This window comes from Pusillimonas sp. (assembly GCF_029263785.1).
Taxonomy (GTDB): Bacteria; Pseudomonadota; Gammaproteobacteria; order Burkholderiales; family Burkholderiaceae_B; genus Pusillimonas.
The window spans coordinates 105,462-120,751 of record NZ_JAJUFE010000002.1 but is presented as its reverse complement, the minus strand read 5'-3'; the positions used below and the strand labels follow the sequence as shown (position 1 = coordinate 120,751).

Annotated in this window: 17 protein-coding genes; 9 read left to right on the top strand and 8 right to left on the bottom strand. The window is 59.3% G+C overall.

Annotated elements, in window-relative coordinates; genetic code table 11:
* Positions 1 to 21 precede the first annotated feature (21 nt).
* The 3 genes from Q1J88_RS01185 to Q1J88_RS01175 are packed head-to-tail and all read left to right on the top strand — an operon-like array spanning position 22 to position 3,675.
* Entirely contained in the window at positions 22 to 606 is a 585-nt protein-coding gene (locus Q1J88_RS01185) for a DUF4390 domain-containing protein (RefSeq protein ID WP_301115564.1), read from the top strand.
* Complete coding sequence (locus Q1J88_RS01180; protein ID WP_301115585.1) at positions 603 to 2,966, top strand: ATP-binding protein; 2,364 nt, start codon at positions 603 to 605, stop codon at positions 2,964 to 2,966. Before Q1J88_RS01185 ends, Q1J88_RS01180 begins: the two co-directional genes overlap by 4 nt.
* Positions 2,967 to 2,976: 10 nt before the next feature.
* Complete coding sequence (locus Q1J88_RS01175; protein WP_301115563.1) at positions 2,977 to 3,675, top strand: response regulator; 699 nt, start codon at positions 2,977 to 2,979, stop codon at positions 3,673 to 3,675.
* 71 nt (positions 3,676 to 3,746) lie between these two features.
* Here the strand turns inward: Q1J88_RS01175 and Q1J88_RS01170 are convergent, their stop codons facing one another.
* Positions 3,747 to 4,655: a methyltransferase domain-containing protein gene (locus tag Q1J88_RS01170; RefSeq protein ID WP_301115562.1), complete on the bottom strand. Its 909-nt coding sequence runs from the start codon at positions 4,653 to 4,655 to the stop codon at positions 3,747 to 3,749.
* Positions 4,656 to 4,740: 85 nt separating this feature from the next.
* Here Q1J88_RS01170 and Q1J88_RS01165 point away from each other — a divergent pair, with 85 nt between their 5' ends.
* The gene (locus tag Q1J88_RS01165) at positions 4,741 to 5,511 is read left to right on the top strand and encodes a ComF family protein (protein WP_301115561.1); all 771 of its coding nucleotides are present in this window, start codon (positions 4,741 to 4,743) and stop codon (positions 5,509 to 5,511) included.
* A gap of 10 nt (positions 5,512 to 5,521) precedes the next feature.
* On the top strand, positions 5,522 to 5,992 hold the full coding sequence (locus tag Q1J88_RS01160; RefSeq protein WP_301115560.1) for a tRNA (cytidine(34)-2'-O)-methyltransferase: 471 nt from the start codon (positions 5,522 to 5,524) through the stop codon (positions 5,990 to 5,992).
* 40 nt (positions 5,993 to 6,032) lie between these two features.
* Here the strand turns inward: Q1J88_RS01160 and Q1J88_RS01155 are convergent, their stop codons facing one another.
* Genes Q1J88_RS01155 through Q1J88_RS01140 form a run of 4 tightly spaced genes read right to left on the bottom strand, consistent with a single transcriptional unit; the run spans position 6,033 to position 8,366 of the window.
* Positions 6,033 to 7,085, bottom strand: coding sequence for an NAD(P)H-dependent glycerol-3-phosphate dehydrogenase (locus Q1J88_RS01155; RefSeq protein WP_301115559.1), 1,053 nt, complete (start codon positions 7,083 to 7,085; stop codon positions 6,033 to 6,035).
* Positions 7,086 to 7,091: 6 nt separating this feature from the next.
* Complete coding sequence (gene secB / locus Q1J88_RS01150) at positions 7,092 to 7,622, bottom strand: protein-export chaperone SecB (protein ID WP_301115558.1); 531 nt, start codon at positions 7,620 to 7,622, stop codon at positions 7,092 to 7,094.
* 47 nt (positions 7,623 to 7,669) lie between these two features.
* Positions 7,670 to 7,927 (bottom strand): glutaredoxin 3, encoded by a 258-nt coding sequence (grxC, locus tag Q1J88_RS01145; RefSeq protein WP_301115557.1) that lies wholly within the window; start codon positions 7,925 to 7,927, stop codon positions 7,670 to 7,672.
* Positions 7,928 to 7,955: 28 nt separating this feature from the next.
* Positions 7,956 to 8,366, bottom strand: a complete 411-nt coding sequence (locus Q1J88_RS01140; protein ID WP_301115556.1) for a rhodanese-like domain-containing protein — start codon at positions 8,364 to 8,366, stop codon at positions 7,956 to 7,958.
* A gap of 99 nt (positions 8,367 to 8,465) precedes the next feature.
* Here Q1J88_RS01140 and gpmA point away from each other — a divergent pair, with 99 nt between their 5' ends.
* The 4 genes from gpmA to moeB all read left to right on the top strand — a co-directional run bounded on the left by gpmA (position 8,466) and on the right by moeB (position 12,961).
* A complete protein-coding gene (gene gpmA / locus Q1J88_RS01135; protein ID WP_301115555.1) occupies positions 8,466 to 9,215 on the top strand; it encodes a 2,3-diphosphoglycerate-dependent phosphoglycerate mutase in 750 nt (249 codons plus the stop codon).
* Between the two features lie 5 nt (positions 9,216 to 9,220).
* Positions 9,221 to 10,597 carry a peptidoglycan DD-metalloendopeptidase family protein gene (locus Q1J88_RS01130; protein WP_301115554.1) on the top strand — a complete coding sequence of 459 codons (1,377 nt, stop codon included), beginning with the start codon at positions 9,221 to 9,223 and terminating at the stop codon, positions 10,595 to 10,597.
* 74 nt (positions 10,598 to 10,671) lie between these two features.
* On the top strand, positions 10,672 to 12,189 hold the full coding sequence (locus tag Q1J88_RS01125; protein WP_301115553.1) for a S41 family peptidase: 1,518 nt from the start codon (positions 10,672 to 10,674) through the stop codon (positions 12,187 to 12,189).
* Positions 12,182 to 12,961, top strand: a complete 780-nt coding sequence (gene moeB, locus Q1J88_RS01120) for a molybdopterin-synthase adenylyltransferase MoeB (protein ID WP_301115552.1) — start codon at positions 12,182 to 12,184, stop codon at positions 12,959 to 12,961. Before Q1J88_RS01125 ends, moeB begins: the two co-directional genes overlap by 8 nt.
* Here moeB and slmA read toward each other — a convergent pair.
* The 3 genes from slmA to argB are packed head-to-tail and all read right to left on the bottom strand — an operon-like array spanning position 12,958 to position 15,253.
* Positions 12,958 to 13,530, bottom strand: a complete 573-nt coding sequence (gene slmA, locus Q1J88_RS01115) for a nucleoid occlusion factor SlmA (protein ID WP_301115551.1) — start codon at positions 13,528 to 13,530, stop codon at positions 12,958 to 12,960. The two genes, moeB and slmA, sit on opposite strands and share 4 nt — an antisense overlap.
* 34 nt (positions 13,531 to 13,564) lie before the next feature.
* A complete protein-coding gene (locus tag Q1J88_RS01110; protein ID WP_301115550.1) occupies positions 13,565 to 14,341 on the bottom strand; it encodes a pyrimidine 5'-nucleotidase in 777 nt (258 codons plus the stop codon).
* A 9-nt stretch (positions 14,342 to 14,350) separates the two neighbouring features.
* The gene (argB, locus tag Q1J88_RS01105; RefSeq protein WP_301115549.1) at positions 14,351 to 15,253 is read right to left on the bottom strand and encodes an acetylglutamate kinase; all 903 of its coding nucleotides are present in this window, start codon (positions 15,251 to 15,253) and stop codon (positions 14,351 to 14,353) included.
* Between the last annotated feature and the right edge of the window lie 37 nt (positions 15,254 to 15,290).

Genomic DNA, 15,290 nt, shown 5'->3' with positions numbered 1-15,290 from the left:
TTGTGGCGGTAACTGAGCTCAATGATCTTCCGGGTTTGCTCGCTGCTTCTGCTTTGTCTTGCCAGTGCCGTGTTCGGGGCAGGACCGGCTGCGGCCCAAGGGGCCGAACGTGTCGAACGGGTTGACCCGATCGTGCGTGATGGCGAGCTATACATCGATGCCGACGTCGAGTTCGAGGTCAGTTCGGAGTTGCGTACGGCCGCTCACAAAGGCGTACCCATTTATTTTTCGGCAGACCTGAAGATCACCAAGCATCGCTGGTGGTGGTTTGATAAAACAGTTGTCGACCAGCAGATGACCTGGCGCATCGTTTACAACGCGCTCACACGTCAATGGCGTGTAGGTTCGGGCGAACTGTCCATTCCTGTGGGATCGCTCGACGACGCCTTGTCTTTCGTTCGCAATATCCGTGGGTGGGCAGTGGCCCGCACCAGCGACCTTGAAATCGATGAACCCTATATCGGCCGACTTCGTGTGCGGCTGGATACCTCCCGCTTACCCAGACCTTTTCAAATCGATGCCTACAACAGTAGTGCCTGGGTTTTAGCCACACCATGGAAAGACTTTCAATTTTCGATCTCCGCCGGCGATCACCAGCCCTCCTGAGGTGGGGGCTGCGCGTTACGCTGCTGATTGCCGCAGTCAGCGCGATGGCGCTGCTCGGCCTGCTGGTGTGGTCCACCGGTAATGCGTCGCGCTATGCGCAGCAGTACGACATGCTGCTTTTGCTCAACGGCGTGCTCGCGGTTGCCCTCATTTTTTGGGTGGGGGTACTGGCGGCACGCTTGCTGCGGCAAATCCGGCGACGTCAGTTCGGGGCACGTCTTACCGCGCGTTTCGCCTTGTTTTTTGCGCTCATCGGTGTACTGCCCGGTGCACTCATTTACGTGCTGTCGGTGCAGTTTATGTCACGGTCGATCGAGTCGTGGTTTAACGTCAGGGTCGACAGCGCCCTGGAAGCCGGCCTGAACCTCGGACGTGCCGCACTGGATACGCAATTGGCCGAAGTGCGAAGCCGGGCCAAGATCATTGCTTCCGGACTGAATGACACCAGCGATGCCGACATGGCCCTGGCGATCACTCGCCTGCGCGAATCGGGCGGGGTGGACGAGGCCATGGTGTTTACCGGTAGCGGAAGACTCGTCGCGTTTTCGTCCTCCGATTACGGTCAGCTGATTCCCGAGGGTCCCCCCCAGCATGTGTTGAATCATCTGCGGGTGGCGCGAACCTACGAGGCTGCCGAAGCTGACGAGCCTCTGGGCGCGGGCACTGCCGAAGAGGATCAAGATGTGCTCTCGCGTGGCAGCCTGGGACTGCATCTGCGTGTGGTACTGCCTGTCCGCTCCATCGACAGGGTGTCTTCCGCGTTGGGGGTCTCGCCCGAAACCCGATGGCTTCAGGTGATTCAGCCGGTACCCGAGCAGATCGCGCGAAATGCCAATCAGGTGCAGCAGGGTTTCCGTGATTACCAGGAACTGGCACTGTCGCGCCTCGGTCTGCGCAAGTTATATGGGATCACCCTGACCCTGGCCCTGATACTGGCTGTGTTCGCCGCGATGGTCGTAGCACTGGCCCTGTCCAGGCGCCTGGTCAAGCCCTTGCTTTCGCTTGCAGCCGGCACGCAGGCGGTCGGGGTTGGTGATTATCGTCCCTTGCCCGAACCGCCCGAAAAAGACGAAGTAGGGCAATTGACCCGTTCATTCAACGCCATGACGCGCCAGCTGGACGAAGCGCGACGCATGGTGGAAAACAATCGTCAGCAACTGGAGCGATCCAACGTTTATCTGGAGTCGGTCCTGAGTAACCTGTCATCAGGTGTTCTTGTATTTGACGAGGCTTTCAGGCTCAACCTGTTTAACCAGGGGGCGCAGAGCATCTTGCACGTCGACCTGCGGTCGGCGAAGGGCCGCCCCCTTGAGACCGTCGATGGTGCATTCAAGCTTTCGCAACTGATCAGGCAAGCGTTCTCGGCGCACGAGGCCGTCGGATCCGAACGCCCGTACTGGCAACAGCAATTTGAACTGGAGCGTGACGGCGAAGAGGGCGGCCGCGAAAATGGCCGTCACCATGTGGTGACCTTGCTGGCGCGCGGTACGCATCTTACGGTTGACGGCAGGGGTAACGGGTATCTGGTGGTGTTCGACGATATCAGCGAAGTCATTTCGGCCAGTCGAACAGTCGCCTGGGGCGAAGTTGCGCGGCGCCTGGCGCACGAGATCAAGAATCCGCTGACGCCAATTCAATTGTCAGCCGAGCGTCTGGCAATGAAGCTGGCTGATCGCCTCAATGAAAGCGACGCGGCAATGCTGATCCGCTCGACCAATACCATTGTCAATCAGGTTGCATCGCTGAAGCAGATGGTGGATGATTTTCGGGAGTACGCCCGCACGCCCCCGGCGCAGATGCAAAGGGTCGATTTCAACGCCCTGGTGGGCGATGTGTTGATGCTTTACGGCTGGGATCCCGGCGAAGGCGCGTTGCGCGGCGACGGGCGCAGTGTCAGCATAGAGGCAACATTCGAACCTGGTTTGCCGGCCATTGAGGGTGACCCGACGCAATTGCGCCAGCTGATTCATAATCTGGTGGCCAACGCGCGTGATGCGGCTTGTCAGATTCAGTCAGTCGAAGAGGCCTGCATTCAGGTTCAGACGCGTCTTATGGAAACCTCCGGAGACGGCGAGCAACGGAAGCAGGCCGTGCGTCTGACCGTTTCGGATAACGGCCCGGGCTTTGCTGCCCAGGTGTTGTCCCGTGTATTTGAGCCTTATGTCACGACCAAGGCAACGGGTACGGGGCTGGGCCTGGCAATCGTGAAGAAAATTGTCGAAGAACACGGTGGTCGCATTGATGTGGCCAACCGGCGCGAAGGCGGGGCGCGCATTTCCATCCTCTTGACCCGCTTGGCAGAATCGAGTTCTGAGGTAGACTCGAAACAGCCGGCGAACGATAATGCGGAAAAAACATAGGTGAAGCTATATGGCCAGAATTCTGGTTGTTGACGACGAAATTGGTATTCGCGAACTGCTGTCCGAAATCCTGTACGACGAAGGACATACAGTCGAGCTTGCGGAAAACGCTGCCGAAGCTCGCGCTGCGCGTCTACGCCGACGGCCGGATCTAGTACTGCTCGACATCTGGATGCCCGACACGGACGGTGTCAGTCTGCTCAAGGAATGGGCGTCGCAGGGGCTGCTGGATATGCCTGTCATCATGATGAGCGGTCACGCCACCGTCGATACAGCGGTCGAAGCGACACGTATCGGCGCTGCCGATTTTCTTGAAAAGCCCATCACGCTTCAGAAGCTGCTCAAGACTATCCAGACTGTTCTGGCCAGACCCGCGCCTACCTCCAACCTGGTCACTACCGCTCGCCCGCCCGAGCCGCGCGATCCAAACGTACAGCCGTTGACTACGGTGCCGGTGCCCGAAATGGATCAGCCTGTCGCGCCCATTCCCGACACCAGCAATTCGCTGCTGGGCAGCATTGCACTGGACCAGCCGTTGCGCGATGCACGCGACGAGTTCGAGCGCATTTATTTTCAGTATCACCTGGGCCGCGAGAACCATAGCATGACTCGCGTGTCTGAAAAGACCGGCCTCGAGCGTACTCACCTGTACCGCAAACTCAAGCAACTGGGTATCGAAACGTCGCGGCGCAAAAGCAGCAGTTCCTGACACCTGTGTCGCGCTCAAAGTTCTGGGCAGTGAAATCGCGGTAAATCTTCAGCTCTCCCGCCAGGCACGGATCAGCGACGCGGTGGTTTGCGCATGATCGAGTCAACGGATATGCGCGTCTCACCATCAATGCGCCTGGAAGCTGCTCGCCAGGCGTGTCCGTACGCCACTTCCAGTTCCAGATGAATGGTGCCATCCATATGGCGCTGCCTTTCCAAAGCGGCCAGGAGCCGGTCGCGCCATTGCCTGCCGGTCAGACCCGCGCGACGATGAACGCTGGGATTGCCCCCAAGTATTTTTAGGTCGTCGAGCAGCTTCTGGGGGCTGCGGTAGGTAAGGGTAATGGTTTCCTGATCCATCACCGGGTCGGCAAAGCCTTGTTCGATCAGCAGGTCACCGAAGTCGTGCATGTCGACGAACTGGGGGACTGCGGTGTGGATGTCCGCGTCGGCAAGTGAGCGACGCAGGACTTGAAGCGAACCTGGTCCCAGACACGAGAACATGACCAGTCCGCCGGTGCGCAAGATGCGCCGCCACTCGGCCAGCACATCGTGCGGTCTGTGATGCCAATGCAAGGCCATGTTGGACCAGACGAGATCCTGACTTTCGGGTGCCAGCTTTGTGCTGGCCATGTCGGCTACGACAAAGTTTGCCGCGGTTGTCGGTTTGTTGCGCAGCCTTTGCCACAGGCTGGGTTGCATGGCATGGCGCTTGACGGCGGTCTGGATCAGGGGGGGACAGGAGTCGACTCCGGTGTAGTCGATATTTGCGTATCGGGCACGCAGGGGTTCAAGCGCATGCCCCGAGCCGCAGCCGGCGTCCACCACGGCCTTGGGCTGGATCTTTATATAGCTCAGGCGCTGCAGCATGCGCTGCGCAATCTCGCCGTACAGGAACTGTGCCTTATCCAATGGGGAGCGCCGGGCAAACTGCCGTATGACATGGTCTGGATTCAGCGGAAGGGTCGGAGGCTGTGACATGAATATGCGGACAGTCTGGCGTAACCCGTCAGGACGTGCTGTGATGGGTTCCCGCTTGTGTCGAAAGAGGCAACGAGGTTCAATTATGGCCGATCCGATTCATCTGCGCGAATTCTTTCGTATTCCGTTCCCGCATACTTTGTCCGCCACCGTCCGCAGTTTGCTTGACCGGCTGCCTACCGACTGTGCCTTGTGTCTGGCGCGATCTCAAGGAGGGCGTCCCTGCGAGGGATGTCTGAGCGATCTTCTTCAAGGGTTGCCCGATCGCCGTTGTCCGGTCTGCGCCTTGGGTCTGCCGCCCAACACTGCCTGTCCTGATTGCGCCCTGCTGCAGCCAGCATTCGCACGCGTGATATCGGCGCTTGAATACAAGCCACCTGTTGATCAGCTGATCCTTCAATTCAAGAATGCGGGGCGCTTTCAACATGCGCGGTTCATGGCTGAGATTTTGGCGTCTGCCGTGCGGCTAGAGGCTCCCGAGCTTCTGGACGAGATTACAATCGTGCTGCCGGTCCCTTCGGGTCGTCTGGCGCTGCGCCGACGCGGGTTCAATCCCGCTGCAGAAATCGCCCGCCAGCTTGCCGGTCGACTTTGTCTGCGTTACTGGCCGATTGTGGCGCACCGACGGCATGACGGTATCAGCCAGAAAACCCTGAACCGCCACGCACGCGCGAAATTCCAGGCGAATCGGTATGCCTGCAGACATCGACTGAGTGGTGAAACCGTTGCTGTGGTAGACGACGTGCTTACCACCGGAGCCACGTTGCATGCGGTTGCCAATGAGCTGATGCAGGCGGGCGCAAAGAGTGTCGTAGGCCTGGTTGTAGCGCGTACTCCTTATCAACGAAAAAATTGACGAACGAATCATGTTTCATATTGTGCTGGTGTCTCCCGAAATTCCGCCCAACACGGGGAATGTGATTCGGCTGGCCGCCAATACGGGCTGTACCTTGCATCTGGTGCGACCGCTGGGCTTTGAGCTTGAAGACAGCAAGCTGAAACGCGCCGGGCTCGACTATCACGAGTGGGCCCGAGTCAACGTGCATGATGATCTGGGCTCGGCCCTGCGCGCAACCGGGGCTTCGGCCGGGCGGTGCTTTGCCATGACAACGCGCGCCGGCACCTGCCTGGGTGGCCAGCGCTTCGAAGCTGGGGACGTGTTTGTCTTTGGTCGCGAGACGGCCGGCTTGTCGGCGGAGCAACTGGAGCTGTTTGCCCCGGATCAACGATTGCGCCTACCCATGCTGCCTGACCAGCGCAGCTTGAACCTTTCCAATGCGGTGGCCGTGATGGTGTTCGAAGCGTGGCGGCAGCAGGGCTACCTTGGCGGCGTTTAATTGTTGCCAGTGTCTTGTTTAATTGCTGCCAGTGTCTTGTTCAATTGCTGTCAGTGTCTTGTTCGGGGCGTGCTTCGCGTGAAAGCAGGTCGATCACGGCCTGCTGAGGCGAAACGCCTTCAAACAATACATTGCACACGGCTTCGGTGATCGGTACATCGATGTTGTGTTTGCGGCCCAGGGCCAGAGCCGAGTTGGCGCAGCGCACCCCTTCGGCCGTAATTCCCTTTGCCAGAATCGAGTCCAGGGTTTGTCCCTGCCCGATTGCCATTCCCACCTGACGATTTCGGGAAAGATCGCCGGTGGCGGTCAGGACGAGGTCTCCCATGCCCGTCAGGCCGTAGAAGGTGTCGGGCAGTCCGCCCAGAGCGACACCCATGCGCTGGATTTCAGCCAGGCCCCGTGTGATGAGCGCTGCGCGTGCATTGGCTCCAAGGCCCAGGCCGTCCGAAATGCCGCAAGCAATGGCAATGACGTTTTTGAGTGCGCCGCCTACTTCGACGCCTACAACATCGGAACTGGCGTAAATACGCGCCATGCGGCCATGCAGCGCCGTCGTGGTGGCCTCGATGACGTCGCTGGATTGACTGGCGATGGTAAGCGCCACTGGCAGGCCACGTGCGACTTCGTGGGCAAATGATGGACCAGAAAGCACACCCAATGCCGCAAGACTTCCGAGGTGGGAGGAAGCAATCTCGTGGGGCAATTGCGCCGTGTCGTGATCAAAGCCCTTGCAGGTCCAGACCACGGCAGGAAGTGGTCCGGGCCGACTGGCAAGCGCCCGGGCCAGGCGATGGCAGGTATCGGCCAGGCCCGCTACGGGCACCCCCAGGATGATGAGACCCAAGGAGCCGTCGGAGGAGCCGGCATGACTCACTGCTTGGTCAAAATCGTGGGTGCAGCGCAAAGTCTCGGGCAGCGGTATGCCCGGAAGATACCGCTCGTTGGTATGCCTGGTGCTGACTTCGTGCGCGACCGAATCATCTCTTGCCCACAGCATGGTATCGGACTGGGCGCTGGCCAGTGCCGCCAGCGCCGTGCCCCAGCTGCCGGCACCCAGTACGACGGTACGCAGGGGGTGCGCTGCCATCATGTGAGCTTATTGGCGTGTGACGCCGGGAGGCAGGACGATTCCCGAATCCTGCGCCTGTTGCTGCCCTTGTTGTTGCTCGGCCAGCTGCTGGAGGCGCTGCTCGTACAGACCCTGGAAGTTGACTTCGGTAAGGTGAAGGGGAGGCAGCGAGGTGCGGTTGATCAGGTCGGCCACGTTGGCACGCAGGTAGGGATACAGCATGGTGGGGCACACGATGCCAAGCAGGGGGTCCAGCTGGTCGGCCGGAATATTGGCCGCTTCGAAGATGCCGGCTTGCGTGGCTTCGATCAGGTACAGCACCTTGTCTTCGACGCGAGTCGTGACCGTGGCGGTGACAGTGGATTCAAATATGGTGTCAGCCAGTCGCTGGCCGCCAACATTGATCGATACCTCGACGGTGGGGCCTTCTTGCTCCAGAAAAATCTGGGGTGCATTAGGCATTTCGAGCGAGACGTCCTTGATGTACGTGCGCTGCAGGCCGAAGCTTGGCTCGGTGTTGTTGGTCTGGTTGGCTTGATTCTGGTCCTGGTCGGCCATTTGTCTTCCTAGAAATAATAATAGGCGCCGTAGCGCTTGTGAGTGGTTCAGCGATTAAGTAACGGCATGAGGCCGTCCGCGCGGTCAAGCGCAGCCAGATCATCATAACCGCCGACATGTGTGTCGTCGATGTAGATCTGTGGAACAGTACGTCGACCCGTGCGCTGCATCATTTCGGCCCGACGTTCGGGCTGCAGGTCGACACGGATCTTGTCGATCTCGGTTACGCCGCGCTGTTTGAGCAGCATTTCGGCGCGAATGCAATAGGGGCACGTTGCCGTGCAGTACATCGTTACGTTGGCCATGAAGATCCTCGGCGAGTAGGGGTGTGGCTCAGGCTTTCTTGGTTAGCGGCAAGCCCGCTTGTGCCCAGCCGCGCAGGCCGCCTTCGAGGCTGACGGCTTCGCGACCGTGTTTGCGCAACATTGCAGCGGCGCGGATTGATTCGCGTCCGGTGTCGCAAAACACGATAAGCGGCTTGTTCTTCGGCAAGGAGTCAAGCTTGGCCTCGAGTTCAGCTAGGGGCACATTGCGTGCCTGGGCGATTGTGCCCGCTTTGTATTGCTCGGTTCCCCGTACATCGATAAAGACTCCTTGGCTTCGGTTTGCCAGTTGAACCGCTTCGGTGGCGGTGACCGGGTGCGTGCCGCGCCGGGTGCTCAAGGTTGGCCACAGAAGCAATGCCCCTGAAACTATGGCAATAAGTACAATGATGAGGTTGTTCTGGCTTAGGAAGAAGTCCACGATATGTATCTCGATTTATCTCTTGAAGTAAAGAAGGATCGGTCGATTATAAAATGGACGCCAATATTCAACTAACTCCATATAAAACGTGGGCTTACTATGCATAAACTCGTTTTGATGCGCCACGGCGAAAGCCAGTGGAATCTCGAAAACCGTTTCACGGGCTGGACGGACGTCGACCTTACCGACACAGGCCGTGAGCAGGCTCGTCAGGCCGGAGAACTTCTCAAGCGGGAAGGCTTCGAGTTCGACCTGGCTTTTTCGTCGGTGCTCAAACGCGCCATCCGCACCTTGTGGATAGCTCTTGATGCCATGGACGCCATGCACACCCCCATCGGGCTCAGCTGGCGTCTGAACGAGCGTCATTACGGCGCGCTCCAGGGTCTCAACAAAGCAGAGACGGCAGCCAAGTTCGGCGAGGAGCAGGTCCTGGTATGGCGTCGCGCGTACGCCATCGCTCCAGACCCTCTCGACGTTGACGATCCGCGCCATCCCCGTTTCGACAAGCGCTATGCCAGGGTGGCTCCCGAGAATTTGCCGGCTACCGAGTGTCTTCGTGATACCGTTGAGCGCGTCGTGCCTTTCTGGAACGAATCGATTGCTCCGGCGCTTCGTTCGGGACGGCGTGTGTTGGTGGCCGCTCACGGCAACAGCCTGCGCGCCCTTATCAAGCATCTGGATTCCATCTCGGATACCGACATCGTCGGCGTCAATATCCCGACGGGTCAGCCGCTGGTCTATGAGCTGGACGACGACCTCAAGCCGATACGCCATTACTACTTGGGCAATCCCGACGAAATCCAGGCGGCCATGGCTGCCGTAGCGGCACAAGGCAAAGCCAAGGGCTGATTCCCATGCAGCGTATCGGTCTGGCGGTGCTGCTGGTCATGTGGCTGGGGTCGGCGGCTGCCGCCGACTCATCCGTTGCCCTGAAGGGCCGACAGGCCGAAGCGCAGGCACAACAAGCGCGTCTGCGTGACCGGATCGATACCCTGCAAAAAGATATCGTGCGACAAGAGTCGTCGCGAAAGGATGCTGCCAACGCGCTCAGAGAGTCCGAAAAAGCCATCTCTGATATTGATAGTAGGTTGCTTGAGCTTGATCAGCAACAGCGGCAGGCCGAAGCGGATATCAAGCGTCTCGAAGAGGAGACTGTTCAGCAAAACCAGATATTGACGCGGCGCCGCGCAGAGCTGGCCGATCAGTTGCGTGCGCAGTACGCCAGTGGTTTGTCGCCGTGGGCCGCGCTGCTGTCAGGCGACGACCCCCAGGCAATTGGTCGCGAGTTAGGCTACCTGAGTTATGTCTCGCAGGCGCAAGCAGAGGCAGTTCGAGCCGTTGATGAATCCATCCAGACCTTGACGCAGCTTCAGGCTCGCACCGCAGAGCGACGCAAGGACCTGGCCCGGCTCGAGCAGGAAACGCGCAGCAAGAAGGCCGAGCTCGTAGAGCAAAAGGCCGAACGACAGCGCGTGCTCAACGACATCAGCGAGCAGCTCAAGCAGCAGAAGGCTCAGGCCGAGACCTTGCAACGTGACGATCAACGCCTGGGGCGGCTTATTACCGGGCTCGAAGCGGCGATTGCAAAGCAAGTTGAAGAAGAGCGAATTGCCGAAGAACGGCGCCGCGAAGCTGCACGCCAGGAAGAGGCGCGGCGTCGTGAGGCCGAACGTCTGGCACAGGAAGAGCGCAAGCGTCGCGAGCAAGAATTGTCGAAATCCCGCCGCGATCAGGAAGCGGCAACCCGGGCTCGTGAGCAGGTAGAAGCCGCCAGGGCGCGTGAGCGGGCCCAGGAGCAGTCGCAAGCGGCGGCTCCGGCTGCGCCCAGTCCTGCCACGGCCTTACAGGGTCTGAGCCAGGGATTGCCGTATCCTGTGCGGGGGCAGGTTCAGGGTCGGTTTGGCATGGAGCGTCCTGAAGGCGGACGATGGAGAGGAATCGTTCTGCGTGCGCAGGAAGGAACCCGGGTCAACGCCATTGCTGCCGGCCGGGTAGTGTACGCCGACTGGTTGAACGGGTTTGGAAATATCCTGATCCTGGATCATGGGCAGCAGTATTTAAGTGTATACGCATACAATCAGAGCCTGCTGAAACAGGTGGGGCAAGTGGTATCAGCCGGCGAGGCCATTGCGACGGTCGGTGCCACGGGCGGTCAGGTGGAGTCCGGTCTATACTTTGAAATCCGTCATCAGGGCAAGCCGGTCAATCCGCTTCTATGGCTGGCGCGTTAATTTCGGTACTATTTGTGTCTGACGGCTTTTCATTGCGGCTAGCCGACTCTACATAATATTTCAGGAATGTGTGCATGGGCACTCGCAGGGTACGAAGTTTCGGTTTAGTGTTTTTGGGCGCGGTAGGCGGCATTCTGGTCAGCCTGGGCATATCCGCGCTGGCTCAGCGGGCCGAGCCGTTGCCGTTAAAAGAACTGCAACAGTTCGCTAACGTTTTTTCGGCGATCAAGGCCAGTTACGTCGAACCCCTTACCGACGAAAAGCTCATCAACGATGCCATCAAGGGCATGTTCGATGATCTCGATCCTCATTCGGCGTACCTGGACGCCGAGGCCTTCAAGGAAATGGAAGCCATCACGCAAGGCGGGTTCGGTGGCCTGGGAATCGAGATCGGCAGCGAAGACGGCATGCCAAAGGTCATCGCGCCCATCGAAGACACGCCCGCTGCGCGTGCGGGAATCCTTGCCGGCGACCTGATCACACATATCGATGGCAAGCCCACCAAGGGCATGACGCTGAATGAAGCCATAAAGCTCATGCGCGGCGAACCCAAGACGTCCATTGTGCTTACCATCAAACGGGCCGATCACGACAAGCCGATCGTCGTGAAGATCGTGCGAGACCTCATCAAAGTGCGCAGCGTGCGCAGCAAAATGCTCGAGAACGACATCGCCTACGTGCGCGTGGCCCAGTTCCAGGAGCGCACCACAAGCGACCTGGTCAATCAGCTGAAGAAGCTCGGCCAGAACAAACCTCCCAAGGGACTGGTGCTCGACCTGCGCAATGATCCGGGTGGTTTGCTCGATGCAGCCATCGGCGTCTCGTCGGTCTTTCTGCAACCCAATGTGCTGGTGGTCTCGACCAAGGGCCGCATCCCATCGGCCAATCGCGAGTACTACGCCAAGCGTAGCGATTACATGCGGTATTTTTCGGCCGGTGGTGACCCGTTAAGCGGCACGCCTGAATGGACCCGCACCGTACCCATGGTTGTGCTGGTTAACGTCGGTTCTGCCTCGGCTTCCGAAATTGTTGCAGGTGCCCTGCAGGATCACGGTCGCGCCAAGGTCCTGGGTAATCGAACGTTTGGCAAGGGCTCGGTGCAAAGTGTCTTGCCCTTGGGCGAAGACACCGGCATCAAGCTGACGACGGCGCGTTACTACACTCCCAAGGGTCGTTCGATCCAGGTGACCGGTGTCGAGCCCGACATCCTCGTCGACGACACGGCGCAAGGCAATCTGTTCAGGCTGCCCCGCGAGGCCGATCTGGCACATCACCTCGAAAATTCAATGGCAGCGCCCGAGGTCGTCACGCAGGCCGAAGAAGACAGTGACCAGCCCGAACCCAAGATGTTCGAGTTCGGCGGTGCCGACGATTTCCAGCTGCAGCAGGCCATAAACCTGCTCGAGGGGCGTCCGGTTCAAAAGAGCGGGCCGCGGGCCGCGATTGCCAAGGGCGAACCGTCTGCTGCACAGACTGCCCAGCCCACGGCCGAGGCAGAAAAAAAAAATGATGGCGCCCGGGACAACGCCCCGAAAGAGCGAGTAGAGCGCTACCGGCTTACACCCGACGGACTGGTGCCTGTTCATGAATGACCAGGATCTGCTGCGATACGCGCGGCACATCCTGCTCAATGAACTGGGAATCGAAGGGCAGGAGAAGCTGCTTGCAGCGCGGGTGCTGATAGTGGGTGCCGGGGGGCTGGGCGCACCGGCAGCACTATATCTCGCGGGCGCCGGCGTGGGCAGCATCATGCTTGCCGACGACGACGTCGTAGAGCTCAGTAACCTGCAACGGCAAATCATTCACACCACCGACCGGCTGGACCAGCCGAAGGCCGTGTCGGCAAAGTACGCCTTGAACGCATTGAATCCATCGGTTCAAATCGAACCGATCGTGCGCCGGTTAATGGACGACGACCTTGAAGCTGTTGTGGCCAAGGCTGATCTGGTGCTTGATTGCTGCGATAACTTCGCCACCCGGCATGCTGTCAACCGGGCATGTGTGCTGCACGGCAAACCGCTGGTTTCGGGTGCGGCGATTCGCTTTGCCGGTCAGGTCAGCGTCTTCGACATGCGTGACCCCGCTTCACCGTGCTACCAGTGCCTCTTTCCCGAGGCCGACGATGCAGACGAAGTCAGTTGCGCCACAACAGGTGTCCTTGGGCCGCTTGTGGGAATCATAGGCAGCACACAGGCTGCCGAAGCGATTAAGCTGATCACCGGAATGGGGCAGCCCCTGACAGGCCGACTGTTGTGTCTTGATGCGTTGACGATGCAATGGAGCAGCATACGTCTTCAGCGCGATCCTGGCTGCCCGGTGTGCGGACACCGCCAATCTGCCGGGACGCCGGAGTCAGGCGTTTAGAGACCGAGCAATTTCAGTCGGTCAGCGAATTTATCCGTGGGCTTGTCTTGCCAGCCACTTTGCACGAAGCGTAGCCATCGCCCTTGCACCCAGTTCATCAACATATCGGTAAGCAGGCTCCTGCTGTCGTCGGTTTCCGGGCTGGCCCTACCGGCCAGGCGGGTGCTTTGTTCCAACGCGCCGGCAATGGCATCCAGCACATCATTGACCTGGTGCAGGAGTGACGGAGCTTCGCCCACCAATGCGCTGCCCGTCAGCAAGCGCGCTGTGCCTGGATGGCGTTCAACAAAGAACAGCAGGGCGTGAACCTGCTTCCGCAGCCTTGTCGTAGCGAGTTTTTCGGTGGTGGCGATGTCGTGCAGATCTTCAAGGATCTGTGCCCGGGTCAGGGCGATCAAAGCCTGGAACATGGCTTCCTTGCCGGAGTAGTGACGATACAGGGCTGCTTCGGACTGATTCATTCTCTTGGCCAGTGCCGCAGTCGTGATGCGGCCGGCTGCCGGCTCTTCCAGCATGCTGGATAAGGCCTTGAGAATGGCGATCTGTCTGGATGAGGGCTGTTGTGGCATGGACCTGTCCTGATCGACGAGTCGGGCAGTTTGGTCAGTCGCGGAAAATATGACGCCCCGTCAGCAACTGGCCGATTGAATTGACGCGCAGGTCGACATACGCACTGCGGCCGGCATGCAGCCCGGAAAACGGCGTGCCCGGATGAAAGACATGCACCGTTTTCATACCGAGCTCTCGCGCGGCCTTGAGGTTCTTGAGCGTGTCTTCGACCAGCACCACGTTATGGGCGGGCTGACCGATGCGTGCCAGGACCTGTCGCATGAGTGCCTTGGAGGGTTTAGGGCGGATGCGGCCCTGCAACGCCATGTGGTCTACCGACCATAGTCCTTCGAACTGTTGCAAGATACCCAGAACCTTGAGAACGGCACGCGCATAGTTGAGCGGAGCGTTGGTCAGAAGTATTTTACGCCCTTTGAGGGCCAGCAGCTTGCGGGCGAGACCGCGTTCTGAATGCACAAGAGGGGCAGGATCAAAGCGATGGCTGCGTTCAAGAAATATATTCGCATCGACGCCATGATGACGCACCAGGCCGATGACCGTTGCCCCATAACGTTGCCAGTACTTGACCCGCAGTCGATGCGCTTCGCCCATGTCGACCTGCAGCGCTTCCATGACAGCTTCCGTCATGTTCTGGTCAATGGCGTTGAAGATGCCCGCCGAACAGTCATGCAGGGTATTGTCCAGGTCGAACAGCCATACGCGCTGCGAGGCGGAAGCGACTGAGCGCAATGGCTGTGTGGTACGACTGCGTGGACGATGCGGTGCCGGGGGCGTGAGCAGTCGCCGGTTTGACGCCGGCTGGTCTGACATACGGCGGCCTTAGTTAGAACTGATCATCGTGCCGACGCCCTGGTCGGTCAGGATCTCGAGCAACAGGCAGTGAGGAACCCGGCCGTCAACGACGTGGACGGAATTGACGCCATTTCGTGCGGCTTCGAGGGCTGACGATATCTTGGGCAGCATTCCACCGGAAATCGTTCCATCCTTGAACAGGGCGTCAATCGATTGCGCCGAGAGGCTGCGCAACAATTGGCCGCTCTTGTCGAGCACGCCGGGGGTGTTGGTCATCATGATGAGCTTCTCGGCGCCCAGCACCTCGGCAATCTTGCCCGCAACAACGTCGGCGTTGATGTTGTATGCGCGACCGTCTTCACCGTAACCGATCGAGGAAATGACCGGAATGAATTGATCATCTTGCAAGGCCTTGACCACCGCCGGCTCGATGTGGGTGATGTCGCCGACATAGCCGATGTCCAGCCACTCGCCCGGATTTTCGGCGTCAGGCATCAGCTTTTTGCGCGCCTGGATCAGCCGACCGTCCTTGCCGGTGAGGCCCACGGCCTTACCACCCGCTTCGTTGATCATCATGACGATGTCTTGCTGTACCTGCCCGCCCAGTACCCACTCGACCACCTCCATCGTCTCGGCATCAGTGACGCGCATCCCCTGGACAAAATTGCCTTCCTTGCCGATTCGTTTCAGGGCATCGTTGATCTGGGGACCGCCACCATGTACGACAATCGGGTTGAGGCCCACCAGTTTCAGCAGCACCACGTCGTGTGCGAAACTTCGTTGCAGGTCTTCTTCGATCATGGCATTGCCGCCGTACTTGACGACGACGGTCTTGCCATGGAAACGGCGAATGTACGGCAAGGCCTCGGAAAGCACATCGGCCTTGACGGTGGACGAGTAAGAGGAAAGTTCGTTGGCGGGTGTGTTCATGACTGATGTAAGAGCGTTGCTGTGAAAAACCCGAAAG

Bases quoted from the DNA above. Each gene is read 5' to 3' on its own strand.
- Q1J88_RS01185 (WP_301115564.1), top strand. From the start codon at position 22: ATGATCTTCCGGGTTTGCTCGCTGCTTCTGCTTTGTCTTGCCAGTGCC.
- Q1J88_RS01175 (WP_301115563.1), top strand. From the start codon at position 2,977: ATGGCCAGAATTCTGGTTGTTGACGACGAAATTGGTATTCGCGAACTG.
- Q1J88_RS01170 (WP_301115562.1), bottom strand. From the start codon at position 4,655: ATGTCACAGCCTCCGACCCTTCCGCTGAATCCAGACCATGTCATACGG.
- Q1J88_RS01165 (WP_301115561.1), top strand. From the start codon at position 4,741: ATGGCCGATCCGATTCATCTGCGCGAATTCTTTCGTATTCCGTTCCCG.
- Q1J88_RS01160 (WP_301115560.1), top strand. From the start codon at position 5,522: ATGTTTCATATTGTGCTGGTGTCTCCCGAAATTCCGCCCAACACGGGG.
- Q1J88_RS01155 (WP_301115559.1), bottom strand. From the start codon at position 7,085: ATGATGGCAGCGCACCCCCTGCGTACCGTCGTACTGGGTGCCGGCAGC.
- secB (WP_301115558.1), bottom strand. From the start codon at position 7,622: ATGGCCGACCAGGACCAGAATCAAGCCAACCAGACCAACAACACCGAG.
- grxC (WP_301115557.1), bottom strand. From the start codon at position 7,927: ATGGCCAACGTAACGATGTACTGCACGGCAACGTGCCCCTATTGCATT.
- gpmA (WP_301115555.1), top strand. From the start codon at position 8,466: ATGCATAAACTCGTTTTGATGCGCCACGGCGAAAGCCAGTGGAATCTC.
- Q1J88_RS01130 (WP_301115554.1), top strand. From the start codon at position 9,221: ATGCAGCGTATCGGTCTGGCGGTGCTGCTGGTCATGTGGCTGGGGTCG.
- Q1J88_RS01125 (WP_301115553.1), top strand. From the start codon at position 10,672: ATGGGCACTCGCAGGGTACGAAGTTTCGGTTTAGTGTTTTTGGGCGCG.
- moeB (WP_301115552.1), top strand. From the start codon at position 12,182: ATGAATGACCAGGATCTGCTGCGATACGCGCGGCACATCCTGCTCAAT.
- slmA (WP_301115551.1), bottom strand. From the start codon at position 13,530: ATGCCACAACAGCCCTCATCCAGACAGATCGCCATTCTCAAGGCCTTA.
- Q1J88_RS01110 (WP_301115550.1), bottom strand. From the start codon at position 14,341: ATGTCAGACCAGCCGGCGTCAAACCGGCGACTGCTCACGCCCCCGGCA.
- argB (WP_301115549.1), bottom strand. From the start codon at position 15,253: ATGAACACACCCGCCAACGAACTTTCCTCTTACTCGTCCACCGTCAAG.